This is a genomic window from Saccharibacillus sacchari DSM 19268 (assembly GCF_000585395.1).
Classification (GTDB): Bacteria; Bacillota; Bacilli; order Paenibacillales; family Paenibacillaceae; genus Saccharibacillus; species Saccharibacillus sacchari.
The window spans coordinates 3,464,501-3,487,859 of sequence record NZ_KK073875.1; the positions used below are offsets into that span (position 1 = coordinate 3,464,501).

Here is a 23,359-nt window from a genome sequence, read left to right on the forward strand (position 1 = left end):
AAAAGATCCAAACAGGAGGCGGTTGAAAAGTGGGTAAGTTTTCGCTGTTCAAATCTAAAGGACTGAAAGCGGTGTTGGCGCTGTCGGTCGTAGCATCGCTCGAAGTCGGATTGTTCTCGTCGGTACCGGCATCCGCCGAAACGGCAGCTGATCCGGCTCCGTTCATCAATGCGAAGGTCGTGAACGAAAACGCGGGCAAAAAGGTGCTGTTCGACAACACGCATGCGCAAACGGCGGGTGCGGCGGATTGGGTTATTGACGGCGGCTTCTCCGACTTCGGCAACGGAATCGCAGGCGAAGGCTACTACGTCAAAGAACTGCGCAAAACGACGCCGATTACATACGCGGATCTGGCGGATTACGACGTCTTCGTCATTGCGGAGCCGAATATTCCGTACAAGGCGAGCGAACAAGCCGCGATGCTGCAATACGTAGAGCAAGGCGGAAGCATCTTCTTCGTAGGTGACCACTATAACGCGGACCGCAACAAAAACCGTTGGGACGGTTCCGAAGCGATCAACGGTTACCGTCGCGGAGCTTGGGAAGATCCGACAAAAGGCATGAGCGCAGAGGAGAAAAACTCCGCAGCGATGCAGGGCGTAGTGAGCTCCGACTGGCTGGGCGAAAACTTCGGCGTTCGTTTCCGTTATAACGCGCTGGGCGATATCACGGCAAACAACATCGTAGCGGCTGACCAAGCATTCGGCATTACGGCGGGCGTGAAAGGCGTTGCGATGCATGCAGGCTCGACGCTGGCCATCATGGACCCGACCAAAGCAAAAGGTATCGTTTACCTGCCGAAAACAAACGCGGCTTGGGGCAACGCGGTTGACCAAGGCGTTTACAACGGCGGCGGCGTCGAAGAAGGCCCTTACGTAGCGGTTTCCAAAGTAGGACTGGGCAAAGCGGCATTCATCGGCGACTCTTCGCCGGTCGAAGACGCAACGCCGAAGTATCTGCGCGAAGAAACAGGCGCAAAAAAGACGACATACGACGGCTTCAAAGAAGTCGACGACGCGGCGCTGCTGCTGAACACGATCAACTGGCTGGCGGATCAGGAAGATTACACGGATCTGACGCAAGTCGACGGTCTGACACTGGATCAACCGACAGCGCTGCTGCCGTTCGAAGATCCTGCTGCTTCGACCGAGCCGCAACCGGAGCCTTGGTCGAATCCGGCAGCCGGCTACAAATGGTGGGACCCATCCACCTTCAAGCCGGGTTCTTACGGTTCGTCCGTAACGGTGACTCAGCCGGTATTCAATCTGATCCACCAGGATCAACTGCCGAATGCGGAGGAGTTCCAAATCCGCCTAAAGATCGACAACCTGGCACCTAACTCGACGACATCGGGTTACAGCGCAGGGATCTATCTGACAGGCGGTACGCAAGTTGCACAGATTCAAAACCCGGACGGCACTTGGCCGACGTCGTACGGATACAGCCAAACGTTTAGCGTGACGACAGATGCCAACGGTACGGCTTACCGCGATATCGGCGTACGCATCAAAGCGGGCACGAACGGTGCAGCCAGCCTGCGTCTGCGTCAAAACGGCACGAACCTGCTCACGAAGAGCGTGACGGTGGCGAATGTTCCGGCGCAGCCTCTTCCAGAGATCGAGCAGCCGGGCAGCAACATTCCCGAGCTGAGCACGATCGCGTCGGCTCGCACGCAAGCGGAAGGCACGCTGGTTACGTTGGAAGGCGTAATCACGACTCAACCGGGTTCGTTCGGGGGCCAGGCTTTCTACCTTCAAGATGAGACGGCAGGCATTTACGTGTTCCAAAGCGAGAGCGGCTTTAATCAGGGCGACAAGATTCGCGTAACGGCACCATTGGCGCTGTACAACACGGAGCTTGAACTGACAACGCCGGTTGCAATCGAAAAAACGGGGACGGCAGAACTGCCGTCCCCGGTCCTTGCGGATACGGTAACGGAGGCAAACCAAGGTCAACTGATCCAACTGAAAAACGTAACGGTATCCAATATCGTGGCGGCAACTCCTGCTGGCACATTTGAATTCGACGCGACTTCGGATGCCGGCGTGGCTACGCATATCCGCGTAGACGGACGTACAGGTCTGACGCAGGATCAATTCGCTTATGCGGAAGGCGACAAGCTCGATATTACGGGCGTATCGGCAATCTTCCGCGGTGCTTTCCAACTGAAACCGCGCAGCGCATCGGATATCGTTCCGGCCGCTTCGACCGAAGAACCTCCGGTTGAAGAGCCTGAACAGCCAGGTCAACCTGTCGACGGTCCGGCTACGGCAGCTCCGGGAACTCCGGTGCTGACTGACGACAACGGACATGACACCGGTCTGCGCGACGGCAGCTACAATGTCACGATGAACCTGTGGTGGGGCAATAACGGTTCTTCGTACAAACTGTACGAAGACGGCAAAGTGATCAAAAGCGCTCTGCTGACCGACGCAACGCCGGGCGCGCAAAAAGTATCCGTACCGGTAGAAGGCAAAACAAACGGCACGTATACGTACGAGCTGGAACTGACTAACCGTTTCGGCACGACAAAAAGCAATGTGCTAACCGTTAAGGTAACGGATGCAGCGCCTGCACAAGCGGTTCTGTCCCAAGACAACTGGGATCGTGACGGCAACTACAACGTGACGATGAACCTGTGGTGGGGAACGAACGCGTCTTCGTACGAACTGTATGAAAACGGCGAACTGGTCGACACGCAAAGCTTGAACGCGGCAACGCCAGGCGGCCAAAGCGCAGTAACGAAAATCAGCGGCAAAGCACCGGGTACTTACGAGTACAAAGCCGTGCTGAAAAACGCGGCTGGCGAAACTTCGACGCAAAGTATCAAAGTTGAAGTCGGCTCGTTTGCGAGCGCAGCTTAAGCTGGCTTGTTGAGTATTGTAGACTGAAGTAGAGGCGCATGCGATTGAAAAAGGATTCCTTTCTCCGGGTGGCGGGGAAGGGAATCCTTTTGTTTTTGGGCGACTACGACTTGGCGATATAGGCAACTCCACGGATCGTATTACTTCGGTATTCGAATATAAGAAAATAACTGTTCATCTCGTACCAACGCAGCGTATACTTTCCGATTTTGTCGACTTTCGATTTGCCGTAAATCGAATCCAGATCGGCAGCGCGCTGCAAGTTGATGTTGCGGAGAATGCTCCTGTCGATTGTCGCATAAGCGTTTTTCAATCGGCCGTCTTTGAATACAAGCGTTGTATTTCCCGAGTAGTATCCTTGCATGCCCACTGTTGGCTTAGCGACCATTTTTCCGTTTTCGACCTCGTAATAAGAGTTATAAATGAGTTCAAAGTCTTCGATAAATTCGTGCTTTTCCGGATCGGCGGCGACTTGATCTTCCCTCAGGTCTTCCGTGAACAGACGCAGGACGTCATAACTGTAGCGATCCGAAGTCGAAGCGTAATCCGTAAAAGCAGCGACCACGCCCAAAGATTCATTGAGTCGCTCGAGCGGAATATAAGCTTTGCCTGCATGGAAAACGGCTTCTTTGTCCGATGCGGAAACGGTCAGTTTTTTGCTGCCTTTTGTAAAGGTAATGCTTTTTTTCGAACGCACAAGCGTGGCATCGATTGCTTTCGCGAAATCTCCTGCTTCGATATACCAGCGATTATCGTGAGTCAGGAAAGGACCTTGCCCGGCAAACGAAATCATCTTGTCGTCCACGTAAGTGACCGGAGGAGGCTGCAGACTAAGCAAGCCCTGCTTCGACCCGTACAGAACGCCGCTGTTTTCGTAAGTGTTATTCGCGTTTGGAAGGACCTGGCTAAGCGTTCCCGTAGGCAAATGCAAGTACGAATTGAAGCTCGAGACATTGCTACTGATATAAACGACATCTTCGTAGAAGGCATCGACGCCCCAACCTTTGCTTTTGGGAAGCGGCTTTTCGATTTTGCGGATCAGTTTTGCAGTTGCGGCATCAAAAACCCAAAGATTTTGCAGGTCGAATTTTTGTTTCCCATTCACTGTTTTTGCCGGAAGCTCGCTGACAACGATGTATGCATTGCCCGGACTGAAATGAGCGAAGCTTCGGGACGTGCTCGGAGTCAAAGGAATGATTTTGTCGCTTGTGCCGATTCGGTAGCCAAGTCGGGCCAGACCGGTTGCAGGATCGAGATAGGTGAAGTAGCTGTATTTTCCTGCTTTATATTCTTTTCGTTCAGAAGATGCAGGGCTTTCAACATCGGAAGAATCGACTTTCTTGCCGTTTTGAAGATAATTTCGAAAAACGGCTTCGTATTTTTGATTGCCTATTTGCGCATATGTCATATTCTCGCGCGGATTGCTTGCAGATTCTTTGTACGCGATATAGTCTTGAACTTGCAAATAAGGCTCTTGATTTTCGGAAAAGTAAACTTGCGCATGACCTTTTCCGGAAGTTCGGGTAAGCAGTTTTTTGCTGGCCAAGGAGTAGATTTCCGTAGTGCGGTTCGTATAGGTTTCTTTTTCTTCTTGTGCGCGACGGATTTGATAAGCTTCAAAATCGTGGAAAATCGTAATCATTTGACGGCTGGCGATCACGTTACTGCGATCTAGCATGGTTAGCTTCCCTGTTGTCGGGTTGAACTCATAAATAAATTCTTTTTGAAGTACTTTGTTTCGCGGCTTTTCTTTTTCATCCACATGAATTTGCGACAATACGTATATTCTTGTCTGACGATCGGAAGTAAAATACCGAGGGTTGTCGAAATCGGCCCAGAACGTTTGGGTTTTGGAGTTATCGGATTCGCTGCGAAATTGAGCTTTTTGAGGAAGCTTCTCGCTTTTTTCCGGATAGCTCCATATCTTGGTTTGCGGAAGACCCGTATTCAAATCAATCCGGATGACTTTGGCTTGCGGAGTAACCGTAGTTTTATCCTCCGATAATAGGTATTCAAATTCGATTTCCATTCTAGCCCGTTCCGCAGCTTGCATGTGCTCTGCATGCCCGAAAAACATGATCGCAGCCATCAAAACGATTATGGTGACTGTTATCTTTTTCCATGCGGTTATCTGTCTCTGTATCATTCCCTCTGCTCCTTTATCCTCTAAAATGCTAGCTAACTCAATCATAACATTGTATTGACCATAAATCCCTTTATTTCCCGAATCAAAAAAGCGATTGTTTGGCAGCTTCTCTTACGGGTAATGGGGTTACGTAGAAATAAGGAGGCGATCAGCATGAATGTAAAACCTCGAATTACTCCCTGTTTACGCAAATCGCTGAAACTTGCTCCCGCCGCGTTGATCGCGGCGCTTGCGCTCAGCGGCTGCGGGAATACGTCAGGAAACGCGCCGGAAGAAGCGAACGCGCCCGCCGATGCAGTAGCCGAAGACGGCGGAGCGAATGTCGTTCCCGGCACGGGGCCGGCGACGAGCGGAGAAAACGCAGCGACGGACGACTCAGATATGGAACAGACAGCTGACGATTCTGTAAAAGGTGCAGACGAAGCACAAGACGCAAACGCACCGGATACGGAAGGCGTAATCGATCAGATCCGTGCGCAGTTGAAGCTTCCGGATGCTGTACTGCCGACGGAATTTAAGCTGGCGGACGGACATTATTTGACGGCATCGATCGAGAAAAATGAAGATGCCGCGTTCAACGTGGTTTTTTACGAGACAGAGGAAGTTGTACCTGTAGACGATGACTCCCTGGAGCCGACCGGAGAGACGCCGATCCTTGCGATCGTGAACGCGGAGAGTTATGACGATCCGTCAAGCCGCGAAGAAATCTTTTTCCCGGCTTCCGACCTGGAGGATATTTCTCCGGAAATGGCGGTCGATCTGGGGAACGGCATCCAAGGCATGCAGGAAGGCGCGGCGGGTACGCAGTATCTAACTTGGAAAGAAGGACGCTGGGTGCTGCAAATCCAATCGCTGAGCGAAGATCAGATGGATCAACCGGGAATCGCGCGGAAAATGGTCGACTATCTGGAGACGCACTCGCTTCCGGCACCGGACGATGCGGGACGGGTCAGCGCAAAGTATCAGCAAGGCGGAGACACGGTGCAGAATATCGTAGCGTGGAACAAGGGAGACGTCGTGTATCAGATCGAGACGCAGCGCGTTCCGCTCGAAGCGTTGGCGATGACGGTATCGGTAAAATAAGACTCGGCATGATTTGGTTTTTTTGAAAAATGCAGCGATAAGAGAAGAAGAGGCGAGAGATCGCTTCTTCTTTTTGCCGATTTTGCTATGTGCGCGGGGCGGATGATAGGATAAGGGATAAAGCCTGCCGTCTTCAAAGCGGGCGGATAACGGGGGATCTCAGCGATGGAAAAGTTTAATGTGTTCGACGTTTCTTCGGCGCTCATCGAGCGAATTCAGCGGGATTATGCAGAAGATGTCGCGATTGCGGCTTATTATGGTTCGTATACCGACGGAACGGCAACCGAACGCTCCGACCTGGACTTTTTCTATATTCCGACGAATCCGAAAGGCTATAACGCCGGACTGTCTTTTATCCTGAACGGAATCAGCTTTGATTTCTGGCCGATCGATTGGGAACGGGCGGAACGCATGGCGCGGCTGGAAGACAGCAAGACCGGGATTTTGGCCGATTGCAAGCTGCTGTATGTGCGATCCGACGAGGATCTGGAGCGTTTCAACAATCTCAAGCTTCAGATCAAGGATATGCGCTCATTCGAAGGAGAAGAGAAGTTTCTGGATATGGCGGAAGAGACGCTGAAAAGCGTGTATCCGTTTTTGCTGGAGATGAGGCGTGCAGGCACCGGGCAATCCCTTTCCTTTTACCGACTTCAGGCATTCGAGGTTATCGCTCCGGTGCTGGAGGCAATTGCGCTGGCTAACCGGACTTATCTGCGCAAAGGGTGGGGCAAGAACCTCACGGAGATCTACAATCTGCCTGTTCGCCCGGCCGAACTGGAACAGGTGATGAATACGATCATGCGAAGCGCCGAACCGCCTGCGATCATTGGAGCCTGCGAGTTTCTGGCGGATGCGGTGAACGGGGTCATTGACGACCGGAGAAGCCTGCTTCAACCGCCAACGCCCGATTATGCGCAAAGAGCCGAAGGGTTTTTCGAAGAGTTCAAAGGGCTGCTGGATAAAGTGCAATCGGCTTGCGAACGCAAGGATTATGAGCTGGCCTTTTTCTCGGCGGTGCATGCGGAGAGCGAACTGAACAGCTTCCTCGTATTTTGCGAAACGGGACACTGGAACGTTGGACGAAAGGCGCAAGAGGCGGGTCGAAAGATTGCTGAACGAGCCAAATTGCCTTCACTCGTGTCGGTAATCGACCCTGCCAATCTGTTTGCGCTTCAATCCGCTGCGAACCGCTTGGAAGTGACGTTGGAGCGCTTTTTCCGTGAGCAAGGCGTGGATATTCGGAAATTCGATAGCTTGGCCGAATTCCGTGCGTTCTTGTTGGAATCGAAATCAGAGTGAGACCATAAGATAGAATGAAAAAAGCACCGACCGAGTAGCTTGACCAACCCTAATTAAAGGTTTACGTTCGGCTGAAACGCATACGTTTCAGGTGGGCGTAACTTTACATTTAACTTGGTCAAGCTCCCAGAACGTAAATTCGTTCTGGGAACGGTGCTTTTTGGCGTGTTTTAGTTATCCTGCATCGAGGAACGCTTCAGCGACACGCTTGACTCCCGGACGATCAGACGCGGTTCGAACTGGACTTTTTCATAATCGCCAATGATCTGTTCACGGATACGCTTCAGTAAAAGTTCTGCCGCTAATCGAGCAACTTCGCTGCCCATGATGGAAACGGAGCTGATTTGCGGGCTGCTGATCGTGGTCCACTGGTTGTTATCGACGCCGACGACGGCCACTTCTTCCGGTACGCGCACGCCCAGTTCTTTGAAACGGTTTACGAGGCCGATTGCCACCATGTCGTTGACCGCGTACACGGCATCCGGCATATGGGCCAATCCGTGAAAATAGTCGGCGGCGCGTGTTCCGGTTTGCAACGAAAAGTCGTCGCCGAAATACACCAGTGAAGCGTCTACCCGATCCAGTGCCCGTTCATAGGCGAGGTAGCGGTCTTCGATGACGTCTTTTTGCGTGCCGGCATAAGCAATACGGCTGCGGCCGATCTGCTTGAGATGTTCCATGACGAGCTGGCCTTCCAGCATGGACAAACACACGACGTCCGCTTGAAGCGCGGAGTCCAACTGCTTACCGTAGTTGATCACCGAAATCGGCACGCCGGCTTTGTTGATCAGCTCGGGGAGCGTCTTGGGGTAGGCCAGCGGCATGATGATGAGTCCGTCCACGTGCAGCTTTTTGATATCGCGAACCACTTCCAGCTCGGCCCGCGCGTTGCCCGCCGTGTTGATCTGGACGACCCGGTAACCGTGCGCTTTCGCGGCTTGCTCGACGGCCCAGGCAATATCCGGAATGATCGCGTTGCGGATATCCGGCACGGCGAGCGCGATTTGGTTGGTTAGACGAACCTTTAGGCTCTGCGCGGATGTATTGGGGATGAAGCTGAGTTCTTCTATCGTTTGGAGGATGCGGGTCCGGGTCTTGGCGCTAATCCCTTCGCCGTTGTTAATCGCCCGGGAAACGGTTGCGATCCCGACTCCGGCATGCCGGGCCACATCCTCGATCGTTACTTTCTTCGATGTCACGCTGATCGCCTGCCTTATTTGGATTTTCGGAATCGTTTCCGAAAAGTTCTGAGAACTCTGCTATGTCTCTTTATTATATCATTCCATTCATAGGCAAGGCTGAAATTCAGGCATATTGGCTTTAAAAAGCTTATTTTTAAGGTTTTTGATGATGAAAAGTCTATAAAACGTAAGGATGTATCTGCTTGATTGGTTTGACAATGTGTCAAAGCTGTGACATATTTGATTTCGGAAACGTTTCCGGAATTATCGGAGCGTATAGCGTCAAGACAATCGAAGGAGATGACCGGCAATGAAAGCATTGAGATGGCATGGACCGAAAGATTTGCGATTGGAGACAATCGAGGAGCCGAAAGCGCTTCCCGGAAAAGTAAAGATCAAAGTCGAATGGTGCGGCATTTGCGGCAGCGATCTGCACGAATATACGGCAGGGCCCATCTTTATCCCGGCAAGCGACCCGCATCCGATCACGGGCGAAGTCGCTCCGGTCGTGATGGGGCATGAATTCTCCGGCCGCGTCGTGGAAACGGGCGAAGGCGTGACTCGGGTGCAAGCCGGAGATCGCGTCGTCGTCGAACCGATCTATGCTTGCGGTAAATGCGAAGCTTGTCGGAAAGGCAAATATAATCTGTGCGAAAAAATGGGCTTCCTCGGTCTCGCCGGAGGCGGTGGCGGATTCTCCGAATATGTAACGGCTGAAGATTATATGGTGCACAAGATTCCGGACAGCATTTCTTACGAGCAAGGCGCATTGGTTGAACCGTCTGCTGTTGCGCTGCATGCCGTGCGTCAAAGCAAACTGAAAGTCGGCGATAAAGCCGCAGTATTCGGCGCAGGTCCGATCGGCCTGCTGGTGATCGAAGCGCTCAAAGCATCCGGTGCTGCGGAAATCTATGCGGTCGAGTTATCCCCGGAACGTAAAGCCAAAGCTGCTGAACTTGGCGCGATCGTGCTCGATCCGAAAGAATTCGACGTTGTTGCCGAGCTGCATGCCCGTACGAACGGCGGCGTGGATGTCGCTTACGAAGTGACGGGGGTACCTCCAGTGCTGACGCAAGCTCTAGAATCGACAAATATCGGCGGCGAGCTAATGATCGTCAGCATCTTCGAGACCGAAGCTCCGATCATGCCGAACCGCATCGTGATGAAAGAACGCACCGTGAACGGCATCATCGGCTACCGCGACGTATTCCCGGCAGTCATCAGCCTGATGGATCAAGGCTACTTCCCGGCAGACAAGCTGGTCACAAAACGGATCGGGTTGGATGAAGTGCTGAGCGAAGGATTTGAGACGCTGTTGAAAGAGAAGAATCAGGTGAAGATTCTGGTTAAGGCAGAGTAAATGGTAGTGGGCGTCTATTCGTTTTAATAAGCCACCAGTGAAACGATTCTTACTTCGAGCAAAGGCCCCACCTTGTCTGGAAGTATAGAAGCAATAGCTGGCAAACTAATCCCGGAAACGTTAGAGACGTTTCCGGGATTTTTATTGTGAATGCAAATAGGGAATGAATGTGAGCTTACAAAAGTGCGAACCTGAAGCTCACATAAAATCCTCGGAAGGTTCGCACCCCTTATGACATAAGGGATTTGAGAGATTTTATTGTGTTTTTGTCTGCTTTTCGCTAGTCTAAATTTGAGGTTCGCACTTTTGCCCCCTTAAAGCCTCGCTGGGAAAGGGCTGAAAGTGGGTACAGTCGCTCCCCACGCGGGAGCGTGGATTGAAACGGATCACTAACATGACGATAATACGTTGCTTTAGGTCGCTCCCCACGCGGGAGCATGGATTGAAACAAATGGAGAGCTTGTGTCGATCAAAGGTAGATACGGTCGCTCCCCACGCGGGAGCGTGGATTGAAACGCCAGCATGAATTCGTGTTCGGGATGCTGGTACATCGTCGCTCCCAATGCGGGAGTGTGGATTGAAACCATTAAAGGATAAAGCTTATTTGTCTTGCTTGGGTCACTCCCTATGCAAGAGCGTAGATCGAAACCAGTCCTTAAATTTGAATTCTTTACATCCCCAAACCACGGCATCTTCCCGTGGTTTCAACGTGTCTATTAAAGTCTAACGTAGCTAGAAGCGAGGAGACGGAGAGAGAAATTCAGTGAAGGAGCGATAGCGATCGCCTTTGAAATCGAGAAAAAACCAATATAAGTTTCAATCCATTTTCTCGATTTCAACACGCGACCGGAACGAATTTCTCTCGCAGTCTTCTCGCTTCCCACGTACACAGGACTTTCAAAGACAGCCCAGAACCACGGTATCTGACCGTGGTCAGAATGTCGAGAAACCCAGCTCTCCTCATAGAGAGTTGGGTTTCTTTTGCGTCTCGTGACTCTTTTTTCCTCGGCCGGCAGGCCAAGCAGGCCGGTTAGGCCTGTTTGGCCTGCCGGTCCAGGTGGTTCGCCACCTTCTTCATGTTCTGCACGGCGGCGGTCAGGAGTGCCTGCTCCGTCACATTCGCAAGTCCGCGCAACCTGAAATAACGAAACCCATGCAGCTCTTTCGCATCTGCAAAGCTTCGTTCAATCGTCTCTTTTCGTTTGCGGTACAGCTGCTTGCCCGAGCGGCTCAGCCGGTTTTCCCGCATCTTTTCCTTACTGTCTTCCCAGACGTGCCGGGTCACCACTTTTCGTCGGTTCGCCGAGCGTGTACAGCTCTGGAGCCATGGACAGTCTTGGCAGAGCTTGGGGTCGGAGGCATATTGGCGGTACCCTTGTCGGTCGGTGGTTCGGTACGGTAACTCTTGCCCATTTGGACAGGTGTAGTGGTCCTCCTCGGCATTGTAGCGGAATTTGGCTTTCGGAAAGAGACCTTTCACAGACTGGAATCTTCGGTGGGCAATCACGCCATAAATCTGTCGTTCTTCAAGTCCTCGGCAAATCGGATTCGTCAAATAACCGGCATCCAGCGCCACGGCTTCCACTTGAAACGAGAATCGCTCACGCTGCCGGTCCAGGCGCGTCAAATACGGTACGGAATCATGCACATTTCCAGCCGTCACATGCACATCGGTAATCACATTGTACTTCCCATCAACCGTGCGGTGGTCCAGGTAGAAAAAGCCTTCTGGCTTTCCATCACGCACCATGTAGCCACTGTCCGGATCGGTCGTGCTCACTTTCACTTCTTTGGTTTCTTCCACCTCCTCTCGTGGTTTTAGCGCTTTTTTCCATGCGCCTTTCGGTCGGCTTCGACAGCAGTGTTCAGCTCGTCCAGGTAGTCTTTTGTGTTTTGCAGCACTTCTTGCTTCGTGTACTTGTGTTTGTTGGCGCTCGCTTTGACGTGGGTCGAATCCGAGAACAAAACACGTCCACCTACCATCTTGTGCGACATGGCCTGCAGCACAATCTCATCGAAAATGTCCTGGAAAATTGTCGTCTCCTTAAAGCGTGTTCGGCGATTCCAGCTAATCGTGGAAGAGTCCGGCACTTTGTCAGTTAAGCCAAGCCCGAGAAACCAACGGTAAGCCAGATTCGTTTGGACTTCGCGTTCCAGCTGGCGTTCGGAACGAATGCCATAAAAATAACCCAGGAAAATCATCTTGAAGAGAACCGTCGGGTCAATGGCCGGACGACCGTTGTTTTCGCAATAAAGAGGACGGACCTTTGCATCGATGAAAGAGAAATCGATATACCGATCAATCTTGCGCAGCATATGGTTTTCGGGCACAAGATCTTCAATCGAAACGAGTTCGTAGGCTTGTTGTTTTTCTCGATTTGGACGCAACATGAGAACACCATCCGTTCGTTAAAAGGTACTTCTATTATACAACATTAACGCGGTGTCGTCATAAACAGAATAGACATAAAGAAAGGCTATCGAGAGTTTCTCGACAGCCTGACCACGGTATCTGACCGTGGTTTTTTCCTTTTCTAAATCAAATTAAACCCAGGAATTAATTGACATCTACAACTCAAATGTATATATTGTCTATATACAAAGAGAACATCAGACCTACACACCTCAAGACACAAAGGAGGTCCGCCATGAACATTTTGATCTCCAATTCGTCCGGTGAACCGATTTATGCACAGATTGTGGCTCAGATCCGGCAATTGATTCTGAACGGGGAGTTGGAGCCAGGGGCATCTTTACCTTCGATCCGGCAGTTGGCGAAAGATTTGCAAATCAGCGTCATCACGACGAAGCGCGCTTATGAAGAACTGGAGCGCGAAGGGTTGACCGAATCAATGGTGGGACGCGGTTCATTCGTTGCCGGCGTGAATCGGGAGTTTCTGCGGGAACGAAGGTTGAAGGCATTGGAGCAGATGTTATACGAAGCCATGATCGAGGCGCGAGCTTTAGGATTGAGCCAACAAGAATTGACCGAATATCTAACCACGTTATACGAGGAGGAGAATAGAAAATGAATGCAGCGACGCTTGAAGGCGTATCAAAGCGGTATGATTCATTTAAGATTGAAGACATAAGTTTTCCTATTCGAAAGGGATATGTGACCGGATTGATCGGACCCAACGGCGCGGGCAAAAGCACATTAATCCGCATGATCATGCAGATGGTGAAGCCCGATGCGGGCCATGTTGAGCTGTTTGGCAGCAAGTTGGAGAACGAAGCAACCGGAATGCGGGAGCGTATCGGCTATGTCTCGGACGAGAATGTCTTTTACGATCATTTGACTTTAAAAAGAATGACTAACATTCTCGCTCCGTTCTATCGGAACTGGGAAACGGACACTTTTCGCGATTATCTGGAGCGGTTCGAACTGCCGGAGAACAAGAAGATCAAAGACCTATCCAAAGGGATGAAAATGAAATTCTCGCTCGCGGTAGCTTTGTCGCATTCCGCCGAGCTGCTGATCATGGACGAACCCACGGCTGGACTGGACCCGGTCTTTCGCCGCGAGTTGCTCGACCTGCTGGCGGATCAGCTGCAAGATGACCAACGTTCCATTCTGTTCTCCAGTCACATCACCAGCGATCTGGATCGTATCGCCGACTATATTGTGTTTGTGAATAAAGGCAAGCTGATCTTCAACGAAACGAAGGATGAAGTGCTGGAACGTCATGTGTTGGTCAAGGGAGGAAATGAACTGCTTGATCCCGATATCCGACCGCTATTTGCAGGATTGCGCGAGACGGGAGTCGGTTTCGAAGGGTTGATGACCGATCGCGTCGAAGCAGAGCGAATTTTTGGCAGCGTGGCCTTGATCGAACAGCCGACGCTTGAAGAGGTTGTGTATTTCACGGTAAAAGGCAAAGGAGGGCTTGTCCATGCATAGCGTCGCGTATCTGATTCGTAAGGACATCCTGCTTGTTTATCGATATGTGCTGATTGTCATCCCGTTTCTTCTCTATATGGCCTGGGCGGAAACAGGAACGCTGCTCGTATACGTGACATTTCCTGCTGTGGTGATGCTGGTTACTTCCTGTACGTTGGATATGCAAAATAACAGCCAGCGCTTCACCGCAAGCCTGCCGGTAAGCCGAGCCCAGATTGTCTGGTCGAAATACTTCAGCATTCTGGCGTTTACGCTGGTCGGGCTCGCTTTTGCCGCTGTGCTTCAACTTCTGTCCATGATGTTGAATGTGGAAACTGTGGCATTCGGGCTTCCCGAGGTAGGCATGGTGCTGATGCTCAATCTGCTGGTGACCTCGATTTTTCTTCCTCTTTATTTCTGGCTCGGTCCGAAAGGCATGCAGATTGTGCGAACAGTTTTTATTATGTTGATCGCGATCGGAAGCGCAGTCGTCGGTACGATGTTGAAAGATTACGACATCATGCAACACGGGATATTCGGCGGAGCCGGCAGCGCGGGATTGCAACTCTCGCTCGCCGTAATTTCCATTCTGATCCTGCTATTCCTGTCCGTTTTGCTATCGCTCAAGCTATACGCCAGGCAAGATATTTGATCCAAAGCGCACCAAGCTCGAAATTTGTAAAACTGCGGGGTAACCTCTATACTTAAAGTGACCGATATTCATGATATAACGAATATTTGACGGGCGGCCGGATGCCGAATTTGGTGCCCCCTGCAGAGAGGAACGGAAACAAATTTCATGGAAAACAATGCTTTGGATTTGACGAGTAAAAGAGTTCCGATGGAGCAGTTGAAGTCGTTCCGCGACGAAGTGACCCGCTTTATGATGACGTACAAGTTCGCGCTCGACGAGATGGAGACGAAGATCGACATCCTGAAGCAGGAATTTCAGACCTTGCATGACTACAGTCCGATCGAGCATACCAAGTCGCGCCTCAAGTCGCCGGAGAGCATCGTGAACAAGCTGATTCGCAAGCAGCACGATATTTCCCTGACTTCGATCAAAGAGCACATCCGCGATATCGCGGGCTTGCGCATTACCTGCTCGTTCATTTCGGATATCTATAAGGTCAGCGAGATGCTTCAGCAGCAGAACGACCTTAAAGTATTGGACATCAAGGATTACATTGCCCATCCGAAAAGCAACGGTTACCGCAGTTTGCATCTGTTGATCGAAGTGCCGGTGTTCTTGTCCGACCGTACGGAGCATGTCTGCGTGGAGCTTCAGATTCGCACCATCGCGATGGATTTCTGGGCCAGCCTGGAACATAAAATCTTCTACAAATACAATCAGGACGTGCCTAGCGAACTGCTGTCCGAGCTGAAAACGGCTGCGGATTCCGCCAGCTCGCTCGATCTGCAAATGGAACGGTTGCAGCATGAAGTACAGGCGATCAAGGACGCGCATGACGCGGAAGAACGCGAAATGTTGAAGACGATTCATATCAACGGCCAGCAATTCCGGATTCCGGGAACGCTGCTCGATATTTTGGGACAAAACTGATTTTTTGAAAAAGACCAGGGTGGAAAAATTCCATTCGGTCTTTTTTACTATATTTATAGGTAAATATTGCTTAGAAAATGCTTATGAAACCATTGATTTTAGCGCTCAAGGCCCGTAATATATTGTATACTTAGTAATTGTGTGCGCGAGAACCGCGAACGATTTGAACGGAAAACATTGCTGGGATGGGGGAGGAGTCACCTTGCCGGGACAACATATGTATAGAAAAGGCACACAGTTCAAACAGCCGGATTGGGGGCTGCTTGACCGAGAGGGCGAATCGGGAGGTTGCACGGCTGAAGAATTCTCGCGCTTGCTTGACTTATTGGAAGTTCAGCCTTACCGCGAGATCAATTCGGCGATTGCGCCGGTTCAGCAAGCGCTTTCCGTTGCCGCCAGATTGAACCGCGAGGATCTGACCCAGCGAACCCGCCTTATCCATGCCGACGTTTTGGGACGCCAGGCTAAAATCGCCGATAGCGGACGCCTGATTCGCGAAATCAACGCCTGGGCGATCGAGAACGATCACGAACATATTTTGGCGCGGAGCCATCGTCTGTTGGCCGGTTTTTTTCGGCGGTTGGGCGATAACGACAGCTCGCTAGAGCATGCATTTCGCGGGCTGAAGCATCTTCCTAGCGGCGTCGCGCCGGCTACGCGTGCGGACCACTTGATGATGCTGGCGCTCGCGCTCGACGAATCCGGGGCTTACGACGACGCGAAGCAGCGTTTCGACGAGGTGCTCGAGATCGCGAATGCAACCCAAGACGTACAATTTGCTTTGTATGCGCTCAACAATATGGCGTTCACGTATTACGATCTGGGCGATCTGGAAAAGGCGGAAGAGCTGATCGTGAAAATTCGTGATCTATCCGCCGTCCATGGATTCCCGCTTAACGCGATGCAGCTGGATACGATCGCGAAGGGAGAGATGCTGCTCGGTCGGCCGGAAGAAGCGGAGCGTACCTTGCTGCCGGTCATTACCGATCCGTCCGAGCGTCGTTTGAGCGAGCTTGCTTCACTGCCTGAATGCATGCTGACGATTGCTCAGGCTCAATTGCTTCAGGATAAATTGGAAGAGTCCCAGGCGATGCTGGATGAAGCCAAGCATCTATGCGACGATCACGGTCTGGCGGCTTTGAGTGTTCGGGTTCGCTTGCGTCAAGCGGAGTTGTACGCGGCGGCGGGGCTTTATAAGGAAGCGTACGAGGAACATCGCTTGTTCCACGACGAATCCGAGGCGCTGCGTTCCGCGGAGCGCGAAGCTAAGGCCCATATTTTCCAAGCGGTATTCGAAGCCGAAGAAGCACGCAAGAGCAGCGAGCATTTCCGCGAAATGGCACTGCGCGATCCGCTTACGGGACTGCGTAATCGGCGCTTCATCGACGAGCATATCGACACCTTGCTGAAGGAAGCGAAGGAAACGGGCGAAGCTCTCACTATCGCGATTATCGACTTGGATCATTTTAAACGCGTTAACGATACGTTATCGCACGTCGTCGGCGATACGGTGCTGATCAACGTCGCCAAAATTTTGTCGGTGGCGGCGGCCGAACCGGCTGCGGTAGCGCGGATGGGCGGCGAAGAATTCGTGGCGTTGTTCCCGCGCGCGGACGAAAAACAAGGCCGCGAATTAGCCAATCGGTTATGCCGGGCGATTCGCGGTGCGGACTGGAGTCCGATTACGGGCAGTCTGCCTGTAACCGCAAGCATCGGCGTGCATACCGTATACGGCGGTTCGATCGGACGGACCGAGCTGCTGGCGATCGCGGATCGGCGTTTGTATATGGCGAAGCATGCAGGCAAAAACTGCGTGGTATCCGAGGGATAGTCATTCAGTGAAAATCGAATTCGATTGCGCAGCCGTTAGCGGATAGAAGATCCGCTGCGGCTGTTTGCCGTGCTTGGGCGTGTCTTCAAACCTCGACGGAAGCAGATTTTGCCGAATTTTCGTGCTGAATAAGGAACTTTTCTGAAGGCGTGCCGGGGCACGTCAAGGGAAAGTGACGCAAGGCAGCGCGAAAAGGCGGTAAAAGATGCACGTTGGCAGGTTTGAAGACACGCCCTAGGGGAGGACATTTCGCTGCTGCATGGAAGGTGGCAGGAACGGTACGTTTTTCACAGGAGTCCGTTGACCGGGTAGCGAATTAGGTTTTGGATATTTTCGGGAGATCGTGTTTAATGGAGAAGAACAGCAAGCGGACAGGAGGATGTCAGATGAGTAAAAAAGTACTGGTCGTGGATGATGAGCCGGGGATTCGCAGCGCGATCGCGTATGCGCTCAAGCGCGAAGGCTACGACATCGAAACGGCGGCGGACGGCGTGGAAGCGTTGGAGAAGGTAGAGTCGTTCGGCCCTTCGGTGTTGGTGCTCGATGTAATGATGCCACGCATGGACGGGTATGAGGTATGCCGTCGCCTGGAGAATCGCAGCGGGATCGGGATTATTTTGCTGACCGTCAAAAACGATATGGTCGATAAAATCGTCGGGCTGGAGCTTGGCGCGGACGATTATATGACGAAGCCGTTCGAAATTCGCGAGGTGCTGGCACGGGTGAAAGCGCTCATGCGCCGGGTGGAGAAACAGACGCCGGCCGTCGAAACGCATGACATTCCGGCAGAAGAGTTCGACGCGGACGATCGGGTGGAGCTGGGGCCGCTGCGTATCCGGATCTCGCACCGTTCGGCCGAGCTGGACGGGGAAGAGTTGGAGTTGACGCCGAAAGAGTTCGATCTGCTCACCTTGCTGGTGTCGCGTCCTTCGCGGGTGTTTACCCGGGATGATCTGCTCGACCGCGTGTGGAGCATGGATTATGCAGGTGGGACGCGAACAGTGGATATTCATGTGCAGCGGCTGCGGAAAAAACTGGGCGAAGCTCATCAAGGGATGCTGCAAACGGTATACGGCGTCGGGTATAAGGCGACCGCGCCGTCATGAGGGTCAGCATCAAGCTGAAATTTACGCTTTTTCTGGCGCTACTGCTTAGTTTGACCGTGGGCGTGTTGAGCGTGCTGATTTTGCAGGGAACGGAACGCAGTCAGACGCAGCAGATCGAAGACACGATGGCCCGGCAGACGCAATTGGCCAATCTTCGGGTGCGGCAGGAGTATTATACGCAGGAACCGAGACTGGATCCGCCGGAGTTTTTGCAGCAGGAAGGGGTACGGTTGTCGGACGAGTTGTCGGATCTGATCGGCATGCCGGTGACGCTGTACGATACCGAAGGGAAGCGGATCGGGACTTCGCTACCGGGCGAGATTCCGCCGCTCGAAGGCGATCCGTCCGGCGCTTCATCGTTCCGTTACGCGATGGCCGGACAGGTGGCGTATTGGAAACAAGGGAGTTCGCTTGAATATTTCGCGCCGCTGGAAGGTCCGGAAGGGCAAGTCGGGGTGATTCGGTTCCGGTATTCGATTGCGAGTTATCAGGCGGCTTATGCGGATATTCGGGGGCTTTTTGTCAGCATAGGGCTTGGCGTGGTCGGGTTGAGTTTTGTGTTGGGCTATTTGTTCTTCAATCGGTTTGCGGCGGGGATTATTCGTTTGAAAAGAACGGCGGATGCGATTCGGCGCGGCGAGTTTGTGCGCAGCGCACCGTTCAAACGCCGCCGGGATGAGCTGGGGCAGTTGGGCGAAGGATTGTACGAGATGAGCGGAGCGATCGAGCGCAATATCGACGCGATGCGTGAGGAGCAGCATAAACTCAAGCTTGCGGTCGAGAAGCTTCAGGCGCTGGAAAAGCAGCAGAAAGAGTATATTGGCAGCATCAGCCACGAGTTCAAAACGCCGCTGACTTCGATCAAAGCGTACGTCGAGCTGCTGGAAATGTACGGGGACGACCCGAATTTGCTGGAGGAAGCGCGGAGCAATATCGGCAAAGAAGCGGAGCGGCTGTACGAGATGGTCGAGAAGGTGCTGCGTCTGGCCGAGCTGGAGAAGTACGATTTCGAGATTCAGGCGGGGGAAATGGATGCGGAGGAAGCGCTGCGGGACGTGGTCGGACGGATGCGCGGGAAGGCAGAGCGGTTCGATCTGACGCTGCGAGTGGAGTCGCGGGCGGAGTCTGTGGGCAGCAGCGATGTCGTTAACGGAACCGATACAGCCCTTTTTGAAGATGAGGAAAAAGCGGATGAGGAACCTGGAACGGAAATTTCTGCGGCAGCGGCGTTCAAATTAGATCCGGCGCCTCGTTTTCCGATCTGGTTCGACCGGGAGAGTTTTATGCATATTTTCGTGAATTTGCTGGATAATGCGATTAAGTATAACGTGCCGGACGGCACCGTTCTCGTGGAATTGCAGAAGCGATCGGCGCGGGAGGTTGAAGAGAAACGTCGGCAGCGAAGTTCGGATGTGGGGATTGTCGAGGATTCGGATGCGGGAGTGGAGACTGCGGCGGGAAATCGGCTGGTCGTTCGGATCTGCAACACGGGACCCGCGATTCCGGAAGAGCTGCGGGAGCGGATCTTCGAGCCGTTTTTCACCGTTAACCGGGATCGCGCGCGGCAGTCCGGAGGAAGCGGGCTGGGACTGGCGCTCGTGAAAAGGTTGACGGAGGCACAGGGGGGCACGATTGAGCTGCTGTCTTCGGATGAGCGGGGGACGGTGTTCGAGCTGACTTTTTCGTTGATGAACGACGTTTAGGGTGAGAGTGAAGAGTCATAGAGAAGTCGCGGGGAACCGCGGCTTTTTCTTTTTTTATCAGAGTAAGAAGTTGAGCATGCTATTGCAACGCGCTATTTACGTGTTGGAAACATTTTCGAAGCATTTGTTCGGTACACTGATTGCAATCACACAGATTCGACGAGGGGAAGGAATTCATATGAAGTCAATATATAGAGGAAAGTCTGGCGTCAGACCAGGGCGGGGCGTATCTCGCGTCAAAGGGATTGCGGCCGCGGTTGCTGTATTGGCATTGCTCGCGGGGTGTGCTTCACCATCGTCCCCATCCGGGGAAACGGTCGTCGTACCTGATTCATCCAGCAGCCAAACCGATCATTCGACTCAAGCGGCTGCGCCGAGCATTACGGTTAAAGACAATACGAATGCTTCGGTTTACGCCGATCTGAAGCTTGAAGATATCCAGCAGATCGACGGCGTGCGCGGGCAGGATTGGCTCAGCGAGGATGAAGTCGTGGTGAATCGTCAAAACGATGCGGGCGAGCCGACCGAGTTCAGCGACGGAGAGATTTTGCCGCAGGGGCTTTATGTGCATGCGCTTGCCGGAGGGAAAGAGAAGACGATCATCGCGGACAATACCAACTGGGGAGGAGCCAAGCTGTCGCCGGACAAAAAGCATCTTTTTTACCAAGAGATCTTCGAAATGACCGGGGTGGGTTACATCATGGATCTGGAAACGGGAGAGTCGGTACAGATCGCGGACGGGCGCGAGATTCTGATCGACGGGGCTTGGTTGGATAATAATCATTTCGTTTACGGAAATATTGAAGGGCAGTTGTTCCAAACGGACTTGACGGGAAAAAGCGAGCAGCTGCTGGATCTGGCCGATGCCGGGCAGCGCGCGAGCGGAATTCAGACTGTGGGCGATATTGTGTATTATACCGGGTTGAACGAGCAGGAATTGTTCGCTTATCATACGTCGACGAAAGAATTGGAACGGTTCGGCAGCGGTATTCTGTGGGCGATCCCGGCACCGGACGGCAGTCAGCTCGCGCTGGTGAAGCGCACGGGCGAGACGGAAATGACGATGATGCTGACGGACTTGGCGGGAAATGAGAAGAAAACGCTGGCGACCGGAACGCAGGTGTTTGGAACAAGCTGGTCGCCGGACGGGAAACGGCTGGCGTATACCGTGACCTCAGCGGACGACGGGAGCAAGGACGGGTTTTATATTTCAGACGTGAATACGGGCGAGGCGTTTATGATTTCGTCGGACCTGGCGGATGCGGGAGATGCGATGAAATGGAGCCCGTCGGGGACGAAGATCATGGTGAATAAAGTGGATCGGAAGAACGGTGAGATGCTGGCGCAGTCGTCAATTATTACGGTGTCGTGGTGAGACGGGAGCGTTGAAAGTTTGGGAGAAGTAGAGGATGGACGATATGGGATAGAGGTGGAAAGCCTGCGCGATCGCGCGGGCTTTTTGCTTTGCGGTGCGGGAATGCAGGCGAGAGGAGAACGGTGAAAAAATGGTGTTCATGCTTGGTAGGTAGGGTTATACTGTAAGTGAAGGTGAAAGATGGGGGATGTTCGTGAATACCACGATCAAAGCGTGTATTCGGAAGTTCGTGAATATCGCAAATAGGAAGTATAAGCGAAGTTCGTGAATAAGACGTTATACGAAATTACGAAGAGCTGATTAAGAGCATTTGAATGATGATCTTTCCTAGAACGACGAGCCCTTTGATCGGCTCGAAGAAGACGAATTGGAAAAGTAAAATGGGGAATCAAAAACAGATAAGAAATAGGTAAAAGCAAAAAGCAAATTTGAATGAGAAGAACGATTGGAAGAAGAAGCGGAATCAAAGAGGTAAACGTCTCGGAGGAAAGCATTTAAAACCCAGTGAAATCCAAAACGTAAACAGTGGGAAATGACATTTCAAGAACAGAAAACATTGAATAAAGCGGAGTCAGACATTAGATATAAGAATAATTTTGGGAGACCAATTCAAAGAAGAACGTAACTCCGCATAACATAATATTCACGCTGCGGGCATACGCCCTTGGCCCGGCATTCGCCGGACACTCGACATACGTCGAGTCGTGAATACAGGAACGTTAGACGAAATATCAAAATCAAAAGGTTCAAGGGAGAACTTATATGAATTTTGAAGAAGCTGAACCTACATTATTTGAAATTATAGAATTACTTAAAGAAGGTCTTGTTTCTTATGCAACTGGAAACACAGCCGGTATTGATAATGAGGAATATAAAAGATTAAGAAAGATTCTATTAAGCACTGAACAGCTAAGTGATAAACTTCCCGATTTTCTCAAGCAATATAGATCACTAGACGAATTTTGGGCATATATCAAAGATATTTCAGCTTCGTATGCTGGACGAAGACAATATTTAGGTGAAGTATTTAACCCCTTGTTAGATGAATTAGAAACAGATAGTGCTGCGATGACAAATGATTACTCAGAACTTGAAGTAATTGGATCAGGTGGTTTTGGAGAAGTAAAGAGAATGCGGCACAATTTATTAAGAATGGATTTTGCTTTTAAATTTTTCTCACCAATTTTTTCGAACGGAGATGAACGGAATTTAGAAAGATTTTTTCGAGAAGCACAGATTCTATTTAGACTAAATCATCAGAATATTATCAAAGTATATGACGTCGGTTTGTTAGGTAGTAAACCATTTATTAGAATGGAATTATTTGAAGGAGTAAGTTTAAACCAAGTGCTTAAGGACCACGGTAAATTTCCAGTTAACAAATCTATTGATCTGATGAACGAATTAGCTGATGCATTGAGATATGCACACGAAGTTGGGATTGTTCATAGGGATATTCGACCAAGCAATATAATGGTTGCAAGACCTGGGAAAGTGAGAGTGATTGATTTTGGGCTTGGTATATATCTTGAGAATGAATTAACTTCAAGGCTTACCAAAACAGGACACAATATCGCTGGAGGTCATTTCACTGCACCTGAATTAATAAGTAATCCAAAATTGATAGATCCAAGGACTGATATATATTCTCTAGGAGCAGTCTGGTATAACATTCTTACTGGAAGCATTCCAGTTGGAAGAAGGATGAAAGAAACACTTTTATCAATTGAAGGGATGAATGAAGATATTGCTGAAGTAATACTTAAGTGCCTTGAGGATCCAGAGGAAAGATTTCAGTCAATGAATGATCTAGCATTAGCTATTGTAGAATTAAACAGTGATTTATTTTAATCGAAATTCAAGAAAGAATGATACTGCGTCTAACATAATATTCACGCTGCGGGCATACGCCCTGGGTCCGGCATTCGCCAGACACCCGACATACGTCGGGTCGTGAATACAGGAAC

The 23,359-nt window shown here is 51.4% G+C and carries 16 protein-coding genes and 1 pseudogene; 13 read left to right on the plus strand and 4 right to left on the minus strand.

The window, feature by feature from the left end; translation table 11 throughout:
- The first annotated feature begins 29 nt into the window (after window positions 1-29).
- Window positions 30-2,864 carry a chitinase N-terminal domain-containing protein gene (locus tag SACSAC_RS14695; RefSeq protein ID WP_037287697.1) on the plus strand — a complete coding sequence of 945 codons (2,835 nt, stop codon included), beginning with the start codon at window positions 30-32 and terminating at the stop codon, window positions 2,862-2,864.
- Window positions 2,865-2,967: 103 nt separating this feature from the next.
- On the opposite strand, the gene SACSAC_RS14700 is transcribed toward SACSAC_RS14695, so the two are convergent.
- A complete protein-coding gene (locus tag SACSAC_RS14700; protein WP_156951008.1) occupies window positions 2,968-4,893 on the minus strand; it encodes a hypothetical protein in 1,926 nt (641 codons plus the stop codon).
- Window positions 4,894-5,163: 270 nt separating this feature from the next.
- Between SACSAC_RS14700 and SACSAC_RS14705 the strand changes: the two genes are divergently transcribed.
- The gene (locus SACSAC_RS14705) at window positions 5,164-6,093 is read left to right on the plus strand and encodes a hypothetical protein (RefSeq protein ID WP_051507134.1); all 930 of its coding nucleotides are present in this window, start codon (window positions 5,164-5,166) and stop codon (window positions 6,091-6,093) included.
- A 165-nt stretch (window positions 6,094-6,258) separates the two neighbouring features.
- Window positions 6,259-7,392, plus strand: coding sequence for a nucleotidyltransferase domain-containing protein (locus SACSAC_RS14710; RefSeq protein ID WP_037287702.1), 1,134 nt, complete (start codon window positions 6,259-6,261; stop codon window positions 7,390-7,392).
- A 170-nt stretch (window positions 7,393-7,562) separates the two neighbouring features.
- Here the strand turns inward: SACSAC_RS14710 and SACSAC_RS14715 are convergent, their stop codons facing one another.
- Window positions 7,563-8,591: a LacI family DNA-binding transcriptional regulator gene (locus tag SACSAC_RS14715; protein ID WP_037287704.1), complete on the minus strand. Its 1,029-nt coding sequence runs from the start codon at window positions 8,589-8,591 to the stop codon at window positions 7,563-7,565.
- A 292-nt stretch (window positions 8,592-8,883) separates the two neighbouring features.
- Here SACSAC_RS14715 and SACSAC_RS14720 point away from each other — a divergent pair, with 292 nt between their 5' ends.
- The gene (locus SACSAC_RS14720) at window positions 8,884-9,933 is read left to right on the plus strand and encodes a 2,3-butanediol dehydrogenase (RefSeq protein ID WP_037287706.1); all 1,050 of its coding nucleotides are present in this window, start codon (window positions 8,884-8,886) and stop codon (window positions 9,931-9,933) included.
- 1,030 nt (window positions 9,934-10,963) lie between these two features.
- Here the strand turns inward: SACSAC_RS14720 and SACSAC_RS28460 are convergent.
- Together SACSAC_RS28460 and SACSAC_RS28465 are read right to left on the minus strand one after the other, a co-directional pair.
- A pseudogene (locus tag SACSAC_RS28460) lies at window positions 10,964-11,800 on the minus strand (IS1182 family transposase); the annotation flags it as partial.
- Window positions 11,752-12,324 carry an IS1182 family transposase gene (locus SACSAC_RS28465; protein WP_037287710.1) on the minus strand — a complete coding sequence of 191 codons (573 nt, stop codon included), beginning with the start codon at window positions 12,322-12,324 and terminating at the stop codon, window positions 11,752-11,754. The pseudogene SACSAC_RS28460 and the gene SACSAC_RS28465, both read right to left, overlap by 49 nt.
- A gap of 257 nt (window positions 12,325-12,581) precedes the next feature.
- On the opposite strand from SACSAC_RS28465, the gene SACSAC_RS14735 reads away from it, so the two are divergent.
- The 9 genes from SACSAC_RS14735 (at window position 12,582) to SACSAC_RS14775 (ending at window position 23,243) form a co-directional block, all read left to right on the plus strand.
- Window positions 12,582-12,965 (plus strand): GntR family transcriptional regulator, encoded by a 384-nt coding sequence (locus tag SACSAC_RS14735; RefSeq protein WP_037287712.1) that lies wholly within the window; start codon window positions 12,582-12,584, stop codon window positions 12,963-12,965.
- Window positions 12,962-13,834, plus strand: a complete 873-nt coding sequence (locus SACSAC_RS14740; RefSeq protein ID WP_037287714.1) for an ABC transporter ATP-binding protein — start codon at window positions 12,962-12,964, stop codon at window positions 13,832-13,834. The genes SACSAC_RS14735 and SACSAC_RS14740 overlap by 4 nt, the downstream gene beginning before the upstream one ends.
- On the plus strand, window positions 13,827-14,465 hold the full coding sequence (locus tag SACSAC_RS14745; protein WP_037287716.1) for an ABC-2 transporter permease: 639 nt from the start codon (window positions 13,827-13,829) through the stop codon (window positions 14,463-14,465). The genes SACSAC_RS14740 and SACSAC_RS14745 overlap by 8 nt, the downstream gene beginning before the upstream one ends.
- Before the next feature lie 147 nt (window positions 14,466-14,612).
- Complete coding sequence (locus SACSAC_RS14750; protein WP_051507135.1) at window positions 14,613-15,377, plus strand: GTP pyrophosphokinase; 765 nt, start codon at window positions 14,613-14,615, stop codon at window positions 15,375-15,377.
- A gap of 202 nt (window positions 15,378-15,579) precedes the next feature.
- Window positions 15,580-17,208 (plus strand): tetratricopeptide repeat-containing diguanylate cyclase, encoded by a 1,629-nt coding sequence (locus SACSAC_RS14755; protein WP_037287717.1) that lies wholly within the window; start codon window positions 15,580-15,582, stop codon window positions 17,206-17,208.
- Between the two features lie 386 nt (window positions 17,209-17,594).
- Window positions 17,595-18,314 carry a response regulator transcription factor gene (locus SACSAC_RS14760; protein WP_037287719.1) on the plus strand — a complete coding sequence of 240 codons (720 nt, stop codon included), beginning with the start codon at window positions 17,595-17,597 and terminating at the stop codon, window positions 18,312-18,314.
- Window positions 18,311-20,017, plus strand: a complete 1,707-nt coding sequence (locus tag SACSAC_RS14765; RefSeq protein ID WP_037287720.1) for a HAMP domain-containing sensor histidine kinase — start codon at window positions 18,311-18,313, stop codon at window positions 20,015-20,017. The genes SACSAC_RS14760 and SACSAC_RS14765 overlap by 4 nt, the downstream gene beginning before the upstream one ends.
- A 178-nt stretch (window positions 20,018-20,195) precedes the next feature.
- Complete coding sequence (locus SACSAC_RS14770) at window positions 20,196-21,392, plus strand: TolB-like translocation protein (protein WP_169833778.1); 1,197 nt, start codon at window positions 20,196-20,198, stop codon at window positions 21,390-21,392.
- 762 nt (window positions 21,393-22,154) lie between these two features.
- The gene (locus SACSAC_RS14775; RefSeq protein ID WP_051507137.1) at window positions 22,155-23,243 is read left to right on the plus strand and encodes a serine/threonine protein kinase; all 1,089 of its coding nucleotides are present in this window, start codon (window positions 22,155-22,157) and stop codon (window positions 23,241-23,243) included.
- Window positions 23,244-23,359: the final 116 nt, after the last annotated feature.

Bases quoted from the DNA above. Each gene is read 5' to 3' on its own strand.
- SACSAC_RS14700 (WP_156951008.1), bottom strand. From the start codon at position 4,893: ATGGAAATCGAATTTGAATACCTATTATCGGAGGATAAAACTACGGTT.
- SACSAC_RS14705 (WP_051507134.1), top strand. From the start codon at position 5,164: ATGAATGTAAAACCTCGAATTACTCCCTGTTTACGCAAATCGCTGAAA.
- SACSAC_RS14710 (WP_037287702.1), top strand. From the start codon at position 6,259: ATGGAAAAGTTTAATGTGTTCGACGTTTCTTCGGCGCTCATCGAGCGA.
- SACSAC_RS14720 (WP_037287706.1), top strand. From the start codon at position 8,884: ATGAAAGCATTGAGATGGCATGGACCGAAAGATTTGCGATTGGAGACA.
- SACSAC_RS28465 (WP_037287710.1), bottom strand. From the start codon at position 12,324: ATGTTGCGTCCAAATCGAGAAAAACAACAAGCCTACGAACTCGTTTCG.
- SACSAC_RS14735 (WP_037287712.1), top strand. From the start codon at position 12,582: ATGAACATTTTGATCTCCAATTCGTCCGGTGAACCGATTTATGCACAG.
- SACSAC_RS14740 (WP_037287714.1), top strand. From the start codon at position 12,962: ATGAATGCAGCGACGCTTGAAGGCGTATCAAAGCGGTATGATTCATTT.
- SACSAC_RS14745 (WP_037287716.1), top strand. From the start codon at position 13,827: ATGCATAGCGTCGCGTATCTGATTCGTAAGGACATCCTGCTTGTTTAT.
- SACSAC_RS14750 (WP_051507135.1), top strand. From the start codon at position 14,613: ATGGAAAACAATGCTTTGGATTTGACGAGTAAAAGAGTTCCGATGGAG.
- SACSAC_RS14760 (WP_037287719.1), top strand. From the start codon at position 17,595: ATGAGTAAAAAAGTACTGGTCGTGGATGATGAGCCGGGGATTCGCAGC.
- SACSAC_RS14765 (WP_037287720.1), top strand. From the start codon at position 18,311: ATGAGGGTCAGCATCAAGCTGAAATTTACGCTTTTTCTGGCGCTACTG.
- SACSAC_RS14770 (WP_169833778.1), top strand. From the start codon at position 20,196: ATGAAGTCAATATATAGAGGAAAGTCTGGCGTCAGACCAGGGCGGGGC.
- SACSAC_RS14775 (WP_051507137.1), top strand. From the start codon at position 22,155: ATGAATTTTGAAGAAGCTGAACCTACATTATTTGAAATTATAGAATTA.